We start from the raw sequence: 15,896 nt of genomic DNA, 5'->3' as shown, positions 1-15,896 counted from the left end.
CGAGATGAGGAAAAGTTATAGGCGCATCGGCTGAGTATACGTAGCGCTGCGCGTCCGCGATACTGACGGCATGTGATAGGGGTATAACTTTCCGTCAAGGCAAACCGCGATATGACGCCATCGCTCAATTCGATTCTTTCGCGGCTGCACTTGAGGCAACTGCGTCTTCTCATCGCGCTCGAAGAACGGGGCTCATTGCAAGGCGCGGCCAGTCAACTCGCTCTCACGCAACCGGGCGTGAGCAAGTCACTGCATGAAATCGAAACCACGTTCGGCACGCCGCTTTTCGTGCGCACGCATCGGGGCCTCGAGCCCAACGCCGTCGGTCATTGCGTGATCCGCTATGCACGGCTCATTCAAACCGACCTCGCGCATCTGCGCGAAGAGATCGTCGGCATCATGCGCGGCTTCGGCGGGCGCGTGTCGGTGGGCGTCATCATGGGCGCGGTGCCGCTCGTCACCGACGCCATTACGGCGCTCGGCGCGCGTCAGCCGGAGATGTCGGTCGAGATCGTCGAGGACACGAGCGCGACGCTGCTCGGTCTCATCGACGCCGGACGGCTCGACGTTGCCGTGTGTCGCACGAGCGTGAGCCAGACGCCGTATCTCTACGATAGCGTGGTCGTGCAGCAGGAGACGCTTGCCGTCATTGCCAACACCGCGCATCCGCTCGCGAAGCGGCGGCGCGTGGCGCTGAAGGATCTGGCCAAGCACCGCTGGGTCGTGTATCGCGCGAACATGCCGATGCGCCTTCTACTCGAACGTGAGTTCCACGATGCAGGGCTGCGCTTTCCGGCGCATCTGCTCGAAACGACATCTGCGTTCGCGACGCTCGCGCTGCTGCAAAAGAATCCGTCGCTGGTGGCGCTGGTATCGATCGACGTCGCGCGCTTCTGCACCGCGCATGGCGTCGTGTGCACGCTGCCGCTCGCGTTTTCGTCGAAGAGCGAGCCGTACGAGATGGTCACGCGACGCGATGCGCCGTTATCGCCCGGCGTGCGCTTATTGATGGAAGAGATCACGCAAGCGGGCCGCGACGTGCGTGCTTGAGCGCACGTTCCGCCCACGGACGGAATTACCGGCGCGCCGCGCGTTTCACGCACAACTTACTTAAACGTGACGCGCATGAAACGCTTACCGCGCCCCTTTTTTCGTAAGACGAAAAGCTGGCCTTTTAGGCAAACGTTTGCGATTCATTTGTGTTTCAATTAAGGCCTTTCTGCCACCGATACGCCGATTTCTGCGCGCCACCTTCGCGCTTCATCGATGGATAAAAGAGCTATGCGCTTTCAGTACGAGGCTTCCGCATCCAACAAGAGGCACAAGCCCGATCAACAACGCCAGGCGCATTTCCAGCGGTGGTTCGCAACGTTCGCCAGTCTCGCGCATTCGCGCCTGCCGCTGCCGGCGTATCTGCAGAAAGTCACGGACACCTTGCGCGAAGTCGCCGCGGTCGCGTCGGCTGTCATCGAATGGATCGAAGACGATCAGCTCGTCTATTGCGCAGCCAGCGGCGCGGCCGCGCAGCATGTCGGCGTACGGCTGCCGAGCGCCGGCAGTCTGTCGGGCCTGTGCATCACGCGTCAGCAGGCGCTCATCAGCCGCAATACCGCAAACGACCATCGCGTGGATCGCGCGGCGTGTCAGGCGGTCGGCGCCGTTTCCATGGTGGTTGCGCCCGTCATTTATGAAGGCCGCTCGGTCGCGGTGCTCAAGCTCATCTCCGGCGAGCCGGACCAGTTCGACCAGTCCGACATCGCCATTCTGAACGCGTTCTGCGCGTGCATCGCGGAGACCATCGCGCGCGAGGAAGCGGCGCAGGAAAATCGCCAGTTGGTGGCGGCCAACGCGAGCGTGAGCGCGGACTTAAGCGTGGAATCGACGCTGCGCGCGGAGTACGAGAAAAAGCTCGCCGATGCCCTGCGCCGCCGCCGCACCGTGATCGACAACGCAAACGTCGCGTTCGTCTCGATAGACGAAGCCGGCATGGTCGTCGACTGGAACGAGGCCGCGGCAACGCTCTTCGGCTGGCGCGCGCAAGAGGCGCTGAACCGCGAGCTCGCGCAGATGATCGTACCCGAGCGCCTTCGCGACGCGCATCGCGCCGGCCTCACGCGCTATCTCGCGACCGGCGAGGCGCGCGTGATCAATAACCGCATCGAGCTTCCGGCCTTGCGGCGCGACGGCACCGAATTTTCCGCCGAACTGACGGTGAGCGAAGTCTGGTTCGACGGCCAGCGCCAGTTCGCGTGCTTCATCCACGACATTACCGACCGCCTGCGCGCGACCGAAGCGAACCAGCGCCTGCGCCTTTTGATCGATTCGGTCAGCGACTACGCGATCTGCATGCTGGACCGGCACGGCATCGTGCAATCGTGGAACGACGGCGCGCGCGCTCTGTATGGCTACACGGCGGAAGAAGCGGTCGGGCGGCATTTCGCGCTGTTCTATCCGCCCGACGAACTGGGCCGCGACCGCCCGGACGAAACTCTACGCCGCGCGAGCGACCAGGGCCGCGTGGAGCACGAAGACTGGCGAGTGCGCAAGGACGGCACCGCGTTCTGGGCGCATGCCATTCTGAGCGCGCTGCCGTCCACCAATGGCCGCGAGCAGAACTTCGTCGCGATCACGCGCGACATGACCGCGCGCCGCCGCCTCGAAGAACTGGAAGCGTCGAGCCGGCGCATGAACGAATTCCTCGCGCTGCTCGGTCACGAGTTGCGCAATCCGCTCGCGCCGATACGCAACGCCGTCAGCATCCTGAAGCTGAAGGCGTCCGACGATCCCGATGTCAACCGCAGCCGGCTGATCGTCGACCGGCAGCTCGCGCATCTGACGAAGCTCGTCGACGATCTGCTCGAAGCGGGCCGCGTCAGCTCCGGCAAGATTCGTCTCTCGACGGAAATCGTGGATATCGCGGATGTCGTGCATTTGAGCGTCGAGGCGAGCCAGCCGTTGTTCGATGCGCGCGGCCAGCACCTCGCGGTCGAGGAAAGCGGCCAGCGCATGCATGTGACCGGCGATTCCACTCGGCTCGTTCAGGCGCTCAACAACCTGCTCAACAACGCATCCAAATTCAGCCCGCCCGGGTCGACGGTCACGCTCGAAGTCGGCCCGCGCGGCAACGCGGCGATGCTGCGCGTGACCGATCAGGGACGCGGCATCTCCGCCAATGCGCTCGCCACGGTCTTCGATCTGTTCGTGCAGGAGCATCCGCCGGGCGCGCATCTCGACGAAGGCGGGCTCGGCATCGGCCTGACGCTCGTGCGCGCGATCGCGGAATTGCACGGCGGCCATGTCGAGGCGAAGAGCGGCGGCACCGGCAAGGGCAGCGCGTTCACGCTGTGGCTGCCGCTCGCGCAGGCGCCCGCGGACATCGGAGCGACGCCGGCAGAGCCCGCGGCATCGGCGGAACGGCAACTGGAAGTGCTCGTGGTGGACGACAATCGCGATTCCGCCGACAGCATGACGCTGCTCGTCGACATGCTCGGTCACACCGCGCGCTCGGCCTACGACGGCGAAGAGGCGTTGCAGCAGTTCGGCGCGCGCCGTCCGCAGGTCGTGCTGCTGGACCTGTCGATGCCGGGGCTCACGGGCTTCGATGTGATTCGCGGCATCCGCGAGCAGGCGAGCAGCGACGGCGGCAAGCATGTGATCGTCGCCGCGATGACCGGACTCGGATCGGACGAAGACATCGCCCGCACGCGCGCCGCCGGCTTCGATGCGCATCTCGTCAAGCCCGTGGATCTCGACGAAGTGGAAGCGGTGCTCGCGCTCGCCGCCAAATGAAAGCGGAAGCGGGCCGCTAGCGCGCTTCGCTCTCCGCGCGCTCGACGGTCACGTTCCCGCGCTCCGTGAAGAGACTCGCGGCGGCCGGGTCGGCCAGCGAATCGGTGATGAGCGTCCACTCGCGTTCGAGCGGCGTCCAGTGCTGCTGGCTGGCGCGCCCGAGCTTGTCGGACGTGACGAGCACGAACACGCTCGCCGCCTGCGCGACGATGCACTCCTTCAGAAACGCCTGCTCCGCCGTGGCTTCGCAGAGGCCGCGGCCCGCCACCACGCCGTCCGCGCCGAGAAAAGCCAGGTCATACGTCACGCGCGAGAGCGCAAGCTGCGCGATAGGTCCGAGCGTGCTCATGCTGGAAGGCCGCACGTCGCCGCCGATCAGCGTCACGCGCACGTCCGCCGACGCGAGCGCGCTCACCGCCAGCAGATTGTTCGTCACGACCTGAATGTCCTTGCGCCCCGCGAGGCAGCGCGCGAGCGCGGCGGTCGTCGTGCCGCCGTCGAGAAAAAGCGTGTCGCCGTCCTGCACATGCCGCGCCGCCGCCCGCGCGATGGCTTCCTTCTGTTCCCGAAAACTCCCCCGCCGGGTATCGAGCGATTCCTCCGGCTCGTGCACGCCGACCGACGCCGCGCCGCCGTACGTGCGCACGATGCGGCGTTCCTCGGCGAGCGCGCGCAGGTCGCGCCGCACCGTCGCCTCGGACATGCCGAAGTGCTCGCACAGCGCGGCCACATCGTTCATGCCGGACAGCACGGCCTTCAACATGGCTTCGCGGCGTTTCTCGACTTTCATGCGGTTCCTGTTCGATTGAGCGTGATGACGCGTGCCGCGTGCGGCGGACCGCAAGTTTAGCGAATCGGGCGGCGCTTTCGGGCTCGTGCAATGCTGACCGACATCTCACAAGCGCACGCTGCCAGTTTTGATCGGTCCGATCATTAATCATCGCAACGTTTGCGCGGTTCGATCAGTGTAAACGCCTAGGAGCGTCGAATTGCGCGCGGTTCGATCAAAGGATACACTTGGAAATGATCGATGCAATCATTTCTTGATAGAACCAGACAAGATCCTCCTGGAGACACCCATGGCCCAGATTCCCATCAAACGCGCGGTGGAGCGCGTACCCGGCGGCATGATGATAGTTCCGCTTCTGATCGGCTCGCTCATCGCGACGTTCCTGCCGGGCATGCCGAAGTTTTTCGGCTCGTTCACGAACGCGCTCTTCACCGGCGCGCTGCCGATTCTCGCGGTCTTCTATGTCTGCATGGGCGCGGGCATCGACGTGAAAGCGACGCCCTACCTGCTCAAGAAAGGCGGCGCGCTGTTCGCCACGAAAGTCGGCATGGCGATTCTGACGGGCATCGTGCTCGGGCATTTTCTCGGCGAGCAGCCGATCAGCTCCGGCATGTTCGCGGGCCTCTCGACGCTCGCCGTCGTCGCCGCGATGAACGACACGAACGGCGGCCTCTACATGGCGCTGATGGGCCAGTACGGACGCTCCGAAGACGTCGGCGCGTACACCATCATGTCGCTCGAATCGGGTCCGTTCCTCACGATGGTCACGCTCGGCGTCGCGGGCCTCTCGGCGTTTCCGTGGCCGACGCTCGTCGGCAGCATTCTGCCGCTCGCCATCGGCATGTTGCTCGGCAATCTGGACCGCGACATGCGCGACTTTCTCGGCCGCGCGGTGCCGGTAATGATTCCGTTCTTCGCGCTGGCGCTGGGCGCGAGCCTCGACTTGCACAAGGTCTGGCAGGCAGGCCTGCTCGGCATCGGGCTCGGGCTCGCGGTGGTCGTCGTCACGGGCATTCCGCTCTACTTCGCGGACCGTCTGACGGGGGGCACGGGCGTGGCAGGCGCGGCGGCAGCCAATACCGCAGGCAATGCGGCGGCGGTTCCCGCGCTGATCGCGGCGGCCAATCCGGTCTACGAATCGGCGGCGAAGTCGGCGACGCTGCTCGTCGCGGCATGCGTGGTCGTGACGGCCATCGTCACGCCGATCGTCACGGCCGCGATTGCGAAGCGCGTGAACGCACGCAGCGATGCGCGAATGGCGGTCGGCGCGCGCGACAAGCGGGGAGCCACGCAATGAGCGCGCAGCCTGCCCAAGCAGCAAGCATGCTGATTCTCGCCGATGACCTCTCGGGCGCCGCCGACTGCGCCATCGCGTTCGCGGCGTCGGGGCGCAAGACGGTCGTGACGCTGGACGTCTCGTCGCCCGGCGACGACGCCACCGTGATCGCCGCCGACACTGACACGCGCCGCCTCGCCCCCGCCGACGCCGGCGCGCGCGTCGCGGATGCGTGGCAGGCGCTGCGCGCGCCCGGCCGGCGTTTGTACAAAAAAATCGATTCGACGCTGCGCGGCAACTGGACCGCCGAAGTCGCGGCGCTCGCGCGTCTGGCCGGGCCGGCGATCGTCGCGCCCGCGTTTCCGGCGACGGGCCGCGCCGTGCGCGACGGCATCGTCTTCGTGCATGGCGTGCCGCTCGAAGAGACGGAAACGTGGCAGCTCGAACACGCCGGCCGCGACGCGCGCCTCGGGCCGATGCTCGAAGCGGCGGGCGTTTCGACCGCGCACGTCGCGCTCGACACGCTGCGCGGCGAGCCGCAGTCACTCGCCGCGATCATCGCGACGGCGGCGGCCGAAGGCATCGGCGCGTTGATCGTCGATGCCGAAACCAGCGACGATCTCGCCGCGCTCGCGCGCATCACGGCATCGCTCGATACGCCGTTCTTTTGGGTCGGCTCGGGCGGGCTCGCGCGCGAACTCGCGGCGCTGCCCGATCTGTTCGAAGCCGCTGCGGACCAGGCGCCGGCGGCGCGGCCCCCGTCGGCAGACGTGGCGCGCGGCCCGGTGCTCGCGCTGGTCGGCAGCCTGTCGGCCGTGTCCGAGCGGCAATGCGCGATGCTGCGCACCGAAGCGGGCCTCGTCGAATTCATCCTGCCGCCGGCGGTGCTGCGCGACGGCGAGCGCCACGCGGACTGGCAAGCGTGGGGCGAGCGCATCGGCGAAACCTTGCGCGGCGGGCAGGATCTGATCGTGCGAATCGGACGCGACGATGCCTTCGACCCCGCCGAAGGCGCGCGCCTTTCGACCGCGCTTGCCGCGCTCGTCGCGCCGCATTTCGACGCGCTCGGCGCCCTGATCGCGACCGGCGGCGAAACCGCCCGCGCGATGCTCGCGGCGGCGAACGTCGGCAGCCTCGAACTCGTGCGCGAGATCGAAGCCGGCGTCGCGCTCGGGCGGGCCACGACGGGTGTATCGGACACCGCGGGCGGCGCGGCCATCGTCACGAAGGCAGGCGCGTTCGGCAGCGAGCACGCGCTCTACGGCGCGTACCGGCATCTGCGCGGACTCTCGAACGAACACGCGGAAGCGGCCTCGCCCGTTGGCGCCCGCTAAGAACCACGCGAACCCTCAACATCTATCAATCACCATGACCAACTATCTTCCCGTAATCGGCATCACGATGGGCGACGCGAGCGGCGTGGGCCCGGAAATCGTCGTCAAGAGCCTCGCGCACGACACCGTTTATCAGCAGTGCCGTCCGCTCGTGATCGGCGATGCGCGCCGCCTCGAGCGCGCCATCGACATCACCGGCGTGAAGGCCACCGTGCGGCGCGTCGAGGACGCATCCGAGGCGCGCTACGAACCGGGCGTGATCGACTGCATCGACCTCGGTCTGATTCCCGACGACCTACCGTTCGGCCAGCTTTCGCCGGTCGCGGGCGACGCCGCTTACCGTTACATCGCCCGCGCGGTCGAACTGGCGCAGGCCAATCAGATCGACGCTATCTGCACCGCGCCGCTCAACAAGGAAGCGTTGCACGCGGGCGGCCACAAGTTCCCGGGACACACGGAGATGCTCGCGCATCTGACGGGCGTGGACGAAGTGTCGATGATGCTCGTCGCGCCGAAGCTGCGCGTGATTCACGTGACGACGCACATCGGCATCATCGACGCGATCCGCAAGATCGAACCGGGGCTCGTGCAGCGCACCATCGAGCGCGGCGACGCGACGCTGAAGAAGGCGGGCATCGAGAAGCCGCGCATCGGCGTGTGCGGGATCAATCCGCATGCGGGCGAGAACGGTCTTTTCGGCTATGGTGAGGAAGAGGAGAAGATCATCCCGGCGGTGAAGGCGTTGCAGGAACGCGGTCTCGACGTGACCGGCCCGCTGCCCGCCGACACGCTGTTCTATCGCGCGGGACGCGGCGATTTCGATCTCGTCGTCGCGATGTATCACGATCAGGGACACGGCCCCGTAAAGGTGCTCGGGCTGGAAGCCGGCGTGAACGTGACGGTCGGGCTGGATGTGATCCGCACGTCGGTGGATCACGGCACGGCGTTCGATATCGCGGGCAAGGGCATCGCCGATGAAGGCAGCATGCTCGAAGCACTGCGTCAGGGCGCGGAACTGGCGACGCGGCGCGGGTGATTGGTGGTTGGGCGCGGGGGCTCGCCGCTCGGTATCGCGGGGACGGGCATCGTCGATGGAGGCGGCATGCCGGATTCGCTGCCGCGGGGCGCGGAAGCAGCGATGCGGCAGGCACGAGGCCGAACGGGCTGCGGCGCGCGGTTTGAGCTTCGGCGCGGCCGCGAGCAGACTGCGAAGCCGGGGCACGGAATCGGCGCACGGCGCGGCTCGATTCCAAGCCGGTACGGCGAGACGCGCAACCGTCGACGCCGAGCGCCTGCGGCTGAAGGTGCTACGCCCGCTCAGGATCAGCGGCAGGACGCGGTACAAGCCCTAGCTGCTGCGGCCGGGCTCGCAACCGACGACTCGGCACGTGCGGGGGCTCATGGCGATACGCCCGGGCGCGGAGTCAGCGGCACGGCGCCGCTCAGACCGAAGCAACTGCGGCCAGAGGCGGAATCGGCGACCACGCGTGCCCGGGGCTGAAGGCGCAAGGGCGGCACGGCCCGGCTGCCGCGTCCGCAGCGGCCCGGCACCCGCCCATAAAACTGTAGCGGGAAGCCGACGCGAATCGGCGCGACAATGACGCATCTTTCGTCGCCGCGCTCCGATCATGACCGCTTCCTTCGATACCCTCGCTTCCCTATGGCGCATCGCCGGTCTGCCCGGCGATGCGCTTTCGTTCGTCGACCTGACCGGGCACGATCCGGTCTTTCCTTCTACCTTCGCCGTCGGCACGGCCGCGCAGTCCACCATCGCCGCAGCGGCGCTTGCGGCCTGCGAGCTCGCGCATGTCCGCGGCGCGCCGCGTCAGCGCGTGGCGGTCGACATGACGCACGCGGCCGTCGAATGCACCGGCTACTTCACGCTCGACGGCAAGGAGCCGGAAACGTGGGGGCCGTTCTCCGGGCTCTACCGCTGCGCCGACGGCTACGTGCGCATCCATGCGAACTTCGCGCACCATCAGGACGGCGCGTTGCGCGTGCTCGGTCTCGATCCGGCCACGGCGACGCGCGCCGACGCCGAGCGCGCGCTCGTCCAGTGGCGCGCGGGCGACTTCGAGGAGGCCTGCGCGCAACGCGGTCTCGTCGTCACCAAGCTGCGCCGCTTCGACGAATGGGACGCGACGCCGCAAGGTCAGGTGCTCGCCAAGCAGCCGCTGATGACCTTCACGCGCATCGGCGATGCGCCGCCGCTCGCGCTGCCGCCACTCGCCGCCGATGCGCGTCCGCTCTCCGGCGTGCGCGTCCTCGATTTGACGCGCATTCTGGCCGGTCCGGTCGGCGGTCGCGCGCTCGCCGCGTTCGGCGCGGATGTGATGCTCGTGAATTCGCCGCATCTGCCGAATATTTCCGCCATTGCTGATACGAGCCGGGGCAAGCGCTCGGCCCATGTCGACTTGCGCTCGGAAGACGGGCGCACGGCGCTGTGGCGTCTGATCGGCGACGCGCATGTGTTCTCGCAAGGCTATCGGCCGGGAGGGCTGACATCGCTCGGCTTCGGACCGGACGAGCTGGCGGCGCGCCGGCCGGGCATCGTGCAGGTGTCGTTGTCGGCTTACGGGACGCAGGGCCCGTGGGCCGGGCGGCGCGGCTTCGACTCGCTCGTTCAGACCGCGATGGGCTTTAACGCGGCCGAAGGCGAGGCAGAAGGCGCAGGCAAGCCTCGCGCGCTGCCCATGCAGATGCTCGACATGGCGACCGGCTTTCTGATGGCGTTCGGCGCGGCGGCGGCGCTGTGGAAGCAGCAGCGGGAAGGCGGAAGCTGGCACGTGGAGGTATCGCTGGCGCAGACGGGGAAGTGGCTGCGCGGCCTCGGCCGGATCGAGGGCGGTCTCTTCGCGAAGAAGCCGGATATCGCGGCGTTTCTGGAGCGCGTGCCATCGGGATTCGGCGAACTGGAAGCGGTGCGGCCGAGCGCGCAACTCGCGCGCACGCCTGCGCGGTATGACAGGGCGTCGGTGCCGCCGGGGACGTCGGAGGCGCGTTGGTGAGGGCGAGCTAAGTCGAAGCGGCCGGATGGCTCTTCATGGGCGAAGCGCGCCTCTCAACGCTTGAGTAACGGTGGCCGGGAAGCGGCGCGGCTAAGCCAGCACCTCACGCGAACGCCGGCCGGCTATGAAAACGCTCCGTTGCCGCCAAGGTGCGTCGGAGCCTCGCACGGTGAAAGCGCGTAGGTCGAGCGGCCAGATTTGACGGTTCGCTTCCTACGATCAGAGCGGTCTCTCGACGGCGGACTGTTGGCGGTGCGGCCAAGCCCGCTGCGCAGGCGTCCGTCGGCCAGTTGCAGAAGCAGCCAGCGCGATTGGACACGCTCAGAGCGTCTTGTGAAGCCGATAGACGCTCGACCGGCCCATGCCGCCGCGAGCCATCTCCGGCTACGCGAATCGGGCCGCTTGGCCAGTATGAACTGCGCGAAGCGTCTTGAGCGCCACGCGGCGCGCATTAGAGATTGCGAACCGGAACAGCGACAAGCGCCTTCACGCATGCTCCGCATCCAACCGTCATTCGGTCTACAAAGCAATTACTTGCTTGAGTCGCGCCGCTCGCGAGAGAAGCGACCCGACCCGCTCTCACCTCCTCGACTTCTTCGTTCTCTTTTGATTGAACTCAATCGCCGCGCGCACCAGCCGCGTGAGCCGCGCCGCATCGACCGTATCGCCTTCCAAGAAATCGATGGCCCGCCGCGCGTTCCCGTCCAGCCCCGCGTTGAACAGCCCGTCGGGATCGGCAATCGACGCGCCGTGAGCGAACGTCACCTTCACTTTGCCCTTGTGCGCGTTGGCGACCGCGATCATGCCGTCGCGATACCACACCGGGCTTCCCATGTACTTCCATTCCTCGACGATCTCCGGATCGGCATCGAGGATGCTTTCGCGCACGCGGGCAAAAGTCTGCCCGCGCCAGTCCGTCAGTTCGGCGATCAACTGGTCGATGCGTTGCGATGCGTTCATTCGATCTCTCTCACTCTCGATGAAGCGATGACAGTACCGAATCTATCGCGAAAGCACTCCGAACACGCCCACGCCGCTGCGCGTGCCCACGTACACCTTGCCGTTCGCAATCGTCGGCGTGATGAACTTGTTGCCCTGGCCGAACTGGTCGCGCGCGCCGGCCTGTCGGCTGTTGTACAGCTCGCGCGCGAGATTCGACGCGTCGTACGCGTGCAGCGCCGCGATGGTGCCGTTTTCCGCCGCCCACACGATGCCGTTCGCCGCACCGTTCGCCGACACGCTCGGCGTCGCGCCCGGAAAGCCGAAACTCGTGGGCGTCTGGCTGGCGGGCGTGGACGAGAGCCGCGCGTCGCTGATCGTGAATGCCTTGATGCTGTCGCCTATCGCGCCGAAGTACACGGTCCGGTTGTAGTACGCGGGCATGCCGAACACCGGCCCGCGAATCTGCCCGACGAGCTCCTGATAGATGTGATCCGCGTTCGAATCGAACTTGCCCATCGAATCGCGGTTGACCACGTAGATCACCGAGTTCTTGCCCGCGCCGAGCGCGAGATGGCGGATCGCGCCGCTTGCATCCGGAAGATCGGGTAACACGAGCGCGCCGCCGGAACCGAGATCCTCGTCCGCGCTCGACTGCTGCACCGTGTTCGACGGCTGGAAGTAATCGGTGACGGCGAGCGTCGGCGTCGTGGCGAGCTTCAGGAAGCCGTTGCCGAAATCGCCGTGAATCGGCATGCCCTGCCCGTCGAGCGTCGCGTCGAAGGTACCGTTCGCATCGAGAAGATAGATGGACGCGCCATCCGAAGCGAGGCCCGCGCCGCTCATCCAGATCGCGCCCATCTGTCCGTTGGGCGTGACGTTCAGCACGCTCGCCTGTTGCAGCGTGCTCGCGTTGTAGCCGATCACCCAGCCGGTGTACGGCATGATGTCGCAATGCGACGTCCATGCCGTATAGACGACGCCACCCAGCAGCAACAGCGACGCTCGCTCGGCGTATTGCCCCGGATCGAACACGACGCGCCCGTTCTGGCTGCCCACGCCGGTGCCGGGATACGATGCGGCAATCTCCGTCGGCCCGCCGAAAAGCTCCGCGCCCGTCGCAAGGTCGAGCGCATGAATGCGCTGGTGATAGCGCCCCGCGCCGTCTTTCGACATGCCGACGACATACATCGCGCCGCGCGCGCGGTCGATGACCGGCGTCGCCGTGATGCCGATGGTCGGCGTGATCTGACCGCAGCCGTGGTCGTCGCTCGGCGTCTCGCCGCTTGCGAGCGTGCTCGCTTTCCAGAGCGTGGCGCCGGTGTCCGCGTCGAACGCAAAGACGCTCGCGTTCTCGGTCGCGACATACAGCACGTTGTGCGTGCCGCCCGCGATGGGCACGGCGGCGAGGAAAAGCGGCTGGGCATCGACGGGGCCGTCCGCTGCGAAGACGGCGAGCTTGCCGAACGTGGCCGCGTTGACGTTCGCGGGCGTCAGCACGGATTCGTAGAGCTGCTGGCCGGTGCGCGCGATGTCGTTGTGGTACGTGGCGACGTCGATCGGGTGCGTGGCCGGCTGCGTCGGTGTGCCGCCGCTCGTTCCATCTGATGCTGCCGCAGGACTGGACGCGGGCGCTGCCGCCCCGCCGCCCGCCGCGACGGAACTCGTCGTCGATGAAGAACCGCCCCCGCTGCATCCCACGACGATCGCCGCCGCGACCATCGCCGCGCCAAGCAGGGAGAGCACTGCGCGAACCGAAAAATGCCGACTCATGTGCGTTCTCCTTCTGGGAACGAGCGAAGCACGCGGTTCAGTCGATTATCGCGCTAAGTTCGCACTATGAGTCGTTCAGCGTAGCCAGCCTTGCAGGCGTCGTTTGCTGCGTCGCACCAAACCTGCTAATATACGGGTTACTACCTAGGTAGTTAACCTAGACGCCACCGGTTCAAGGAGTTGCCATGGGAATTCTCGCCCCGCTTTTTTCGCTTATCGCCGACGCCGTTCGTGACGCACTGAAGGCTCGCGCCAAGGTCAGCGCGCTGATGGCCGAAGCCTATCGCCGCGCGGCATAAATCCGCGTTGGGCGGCGGTTCAACGCGCCGCCGCCCTCCCGCTTGCTTCACGGCAGCGTGTACGCGATCACGTAATCTCCCGCCTTGGTTCCGAGCGAACCATGCCCGCCCGCCGTCACCACGACGTACTGCTTGCCGCTCGCGTCGGCGTAGCTCATCGGCGTCGCCTGGCCGCCTGCCGGCAGACGCGCTTCCCATAGCTTGTTGCCGTTGCGCACGTCGTAGGCACGCACGTATTGATCGAGCGTGCCGGTGAGGAACGTGACGCCGCCCGCCGTCACGATGGTGCCGCCGAGGCTCGGCACGCCGAGCGGCATCGGAATGGGCAGCGGCGCCTTGTCGCGAATCGTGCCGTTCTTGTGCTGCCACGCGATCTTGCCCGTGCGCAGATCGACACCCGCGATATACCCCCACGGCGGCGCCTGACACGGAATGCCGAGCGGCGACAGAAACGCGTTCAGCTCGAACGCGAACGGCGTGCCGCGCGCCTGCTTGATGCCGCTCGTCTCGCTGCCCTTCTTCTCGCCCGCCTGCTCGTCCAGCTTCTCGCGCGGGATGAGCTTCGACGTGAACGCCATGTAATCCGGATTCGCGATCAGAATCTGCCGCACCGGATCGACCGATACGCCGCCCCAGTCGAAGACGCCGAAATTGCCCGGAAATACCAGCGTGCCCTGCTCGGACGGCGGCGTGAACGGCCCCTCGTAGCGCAGACTCTTGAACTTGATGCGGCACCAGAGCTGATCGAACGGCGTCGTGCCCCACATGTCGGCTTCGCGCACGCGCGGCGGATTGAAGTTGAGCGCGGAGACGGCCTGCGTCGGCGACGTGCGGTCGCCTCGCGCCGCGCCTTGCGGCACCGGCACCTCGTTGATCGGGATGATCGGCTGGCCGGTTTCGCGATTCAGCACGTAAAGGCTGCCCTGCTTCGTCGACGCGATCAGCGCCGGCTGCATGCCTTGCGCGGTTTGCAGATCGACGAGCGTCGGCTGGCCGCCCACGTCCATGTCCCAAAGATCGTGGTGCGTGAACTGATAATTCCAGCGCAGCTTGCCGGTCGCGAGATCGAGCGCGACGACGCCCGCGCCGAATCGCTCGGCCTGCTGCGTGCGCTGGCCGCCCCATTGGTCGGGCGTCTGATTGCCCATCGGCAGATAGATCATGCCGCGCTTCTCGTCGACGCTGAAGATCGACCACATGTTCGGCGAGTTGCGCACGTAGGTTGCGCCGGGCGCGATCGGCTCGGTGGCGTCCGGGTTGCCCGAATCCCAGTTCCAGACGAGATGGCCGTCGTTGACGTCATATGCGCGAATCACGCCGGACGGCTCGTTGTTCGATTCGTTATCCGTCACGTGACCGCCGACGATCACGAGATTGCGCGCGACGGCCGGCGGCGAGGTCGAGTAATAGCCGCCCGGCGTGAACGGCCCGATGTTCATGCGCAAGTCGATGGTCCCGTTCTTCCCGAAGCTCGCGCAGGGCTTGCCCGTGTCGGCGTCGAGCGCGATGAGGCGGGCATCGGCGGTCGGAAGAAAGACGCGGCGCGGGCATTCGTTCGAGGGCGCGGCGGGTTGAGGCGCCGGTTGCGCGGCGGTTTGATCACCGCTCTGCGCGGGCGCGGAGGCGGCAGCATCGCTGGACGCGGCGGGCATGGAGGCCGCGCCATCGCTCGTGGCGGCCGGCGCGGACGCCTGCGCATCGGATGACGCGTCCGGCGCGGCGGACGCTTCGGACGCGGCCGCAGCCGAAACCGCCGCCGCATGCATCGCCGGATCGTAATACGCGACGCCCCGGCAGGTCATGTGCTCCCAATGCTTGAACCCGACCGCGCTCTGGATCTGCGGATCGAAGTGCCAGCGCTCCTTACCGGTCGCGGCATCGAGGGCGAACACCTTGCTGTGCGGCGTGCACAGAAAGAGCGTGTCGCCCACTTTGAGCGGCGTGTTCTCGTCGGTCGTTTCGGTCGGATCGTCGGGGCCGGGCATGTCGCCGGTGCGAAACGTCCACGCCGTTTTCAACTGATGCACGTTCTGCGGCGTGATCTGCGCGAGCGGCACATAGCGCTGTCCGAGCGGCGAGCCGCCATAGTCGATCCAGTCGCCGGGTTGGCGTCCGGTCGCGGCGTTCAGGTCGGGCTGGTTCGGGTCGGCGGCCACGCTCACGTCGATGCTGCCCGCGCGATCGTGCGGGTCCGTGAAGTACGTGCCGATGCCGAGCAGCACCGCCGGCACGATGGCAGCCGCGAGCGGCACGCGCGCGGCCCGCGCAGTCGAAGGCGGACCGAACAGCGCGCCGCGATGAACATAAGGAATGAGCAGCCACACCGCGAGCAGGACCCAGATCCACAAGCGCGGCAGAAGCTGCCAGAAGTCGAAACGCGCTTCGAACACCGCCCAGATCGTCGAGCCGAACAGCACGAGCGCGAAGAGCAGCAGCGCGGAGCGGCGTCGGATGAGCAGGAGAAGGCCGGTCAGCACGATGGCCACGCCCGTGATCGCGTAGTACCACGATCCATTGAGCGTCACGAGATACGCGCCGCCCGCGGCAAGCACGAGTCCGATCACGATGAATGCGATAGCCGTGCCGAACGTGAGCGGATGAAGTCTTGAGGTACTCGCCATGCTGCAACCCTCCCTGAAGAATGGCGGAACGCGGCCGTCGTCAACCGTGGTTCGGACGTTGCCAGAC

General features: G+C 67.0%; 10 protein-coding genes. 6 read left to right on the top strand and 4 right to left on the bottom strand.

Going from position 1 to position 15,896, the window contains the following annotated elements; all coding sequences use genetic code 11:
• The first annotated feature begins 111 nt into the window (after positions 1-111).
• Together JYK05_RS23835 and JYK05_RS23830 are read left to right on the top strand one after the other, a co-directional pair.
• On the top strand, positions 112-1,050 hold the full coding sequence (locus JYK05_RS23835; RefSeq protein WP_206470759.1) for a LysR family transcriptional regulator: 939 nt from the start codon (positions 112-114) through the stop codon (positions 1,048-1,050).
• A gap of 216 nt (positions 1,051-1,266) precedes the next feature.
• Complete coding sequence (locus tag JYK05_RS23830) at positions 1,267-3,789, top strand: PAS domain S-box protein (protein ID WP_241270123.1); 2,523 nt, start codon at positions 1,267-1,269, stop codon at positions 3,787-3,789.
• Between the two features lie 16 nt (positions 3,790-3,805).
• Here JYK05_RS23830 and JYK05_RS23825 read toward each other — a convergent pair whose 3' ends face one another.
• Positions 3,806-4,579, bottom strand: a complete 774-nt coding sequence (locus JYK05_RS23825; protein WP_206470758.1) for a DeoR/GlpR family DNA-binding transcription regulator — start codon at positions 4,577-4,579, stop codon at positions 3,806-3,808.
• A gap of 289 nt (positions 4,580-4,868) precedes the next feature.
• Between JYK05_RS23825 and JYK05_RS23820 the strand changes: the two genes are divergently transcribed.
• The 4 genes from JYK05_RS23820 to JYK05_RS23805 all read left to right on the top strand — a co-directional run bounded on the left by JYK05_RS23820 (position 4,869) and on the right by JYK05_RS23805 (position 10,197).
• A complete protein-coding gene (locus tag JYK05_RS23820; protein WP_206470757.1) occupies positions 4,869-5,876 on the top strand; it encodes a 2-keto-3-deoxygluconate permease in 1,008 nt (335 codons plus the stop codon).
• A complete protein-coding gene (locus JYK05_RS23815) occupies positions 5,873-7,189 on the top strand; it encodes a four-carbon acid sugar kinase family protein (protein ID WP_206470756.1) in 1,317 nt (438 codons plus the stop codon). Before JYK05_RS23820 ends, JYK05_RS23815 begins: the two co-directional genes overlap by 4 nt.
• A 34-nt stretch (positions 7,190-7,223) precedes the next feature.
• Entirely contained in the window at positions 7,224-8,225 is a 1,002-nt protein-coding gene (gene pdxA, locus JYK05_RS23810; RefSeq protein ID WP_206470755.1) for a 4-hydroxythreonine-4-phosphate dehydrogenase PdxA, read from the top strand.
• Positions 8,226-8,817: 592 nt separating this feature from the next.
• Positions 8,818-10,197 carry a CoA transferase gene (locus JYK05_RS23805; RefSeq protein ID WP_206470754.1) on the top strand — a complete coding sequence of 460 codons (1,380 nt, stop codon included), beginning with the start codon at positions 8,818-8,820 and terminating at the stop codon, positions 10,195-10,197.
• Between the two features lie 579 nt (positions 10,198-10,776).
• Here the strand turns inward: JYK05_RS23805 and JYK05_RS23800 are convergent.
• The 3 genes from JYK05_RS23800 to JYK05_RS23790 all read right to left on the bottom strand — a co-directional run bounded on the left by JYK05_RS23800 (position 10,777) and on the right by JYK05_RS23790 (position 15,829).
• Complete coding sequence (locus tag JYK05_RS23800; protein ID WP_175945630.1) at positions 10,777-11,157, bottom strand: DUF1801 domain-containing protein; 381 nt, start codon at positions 11,155-11,157, stop codon at positions 10,777-10,779.
• A gap of 42 nt (positions 11,158-11,199) precedes the next feature.
• Complete coding sequence (locus JYK05_RS23795; protein WP_206470753.1) at positions 11,200-12,909, bottom strand: PQQ-binding-like beta-propeller repeat protein; 1,710 nt, start codon at positions 12,907-12,909, stop codon at positions 11,200-11,202.
• Positions 12,910-13,255: 346 nt separating this feature from the next.
• The gene (locus tag JYK05_RS23790) at positions 13,256-15,829 is read right to left on the bottom strand and encodes a glucose/quinate/shikimate family membrane-bound PQQ-dependent dehydrogenase (protein WP_206470752.1); all 2,574 of its coding nucleotides are present in this window, start codon (positions 15,827-15,829) and stop codon (positions 13,256-13,258) included.
• Positions 15,830-15,896: the final 67 nt, after the last annotated feature.

Source organism: Caballeronia sp. M1242 (assembly GCF_017220215.1).
Classification (GTDB): Bacteria; Pseudomonadota; Gammaproteobacteria; order Burkholderiales; family Burkholderiaceae; genus Caballeronia.
This window is presented reverse-complemented; position numbering and strand designations above follow the sequence as displayed.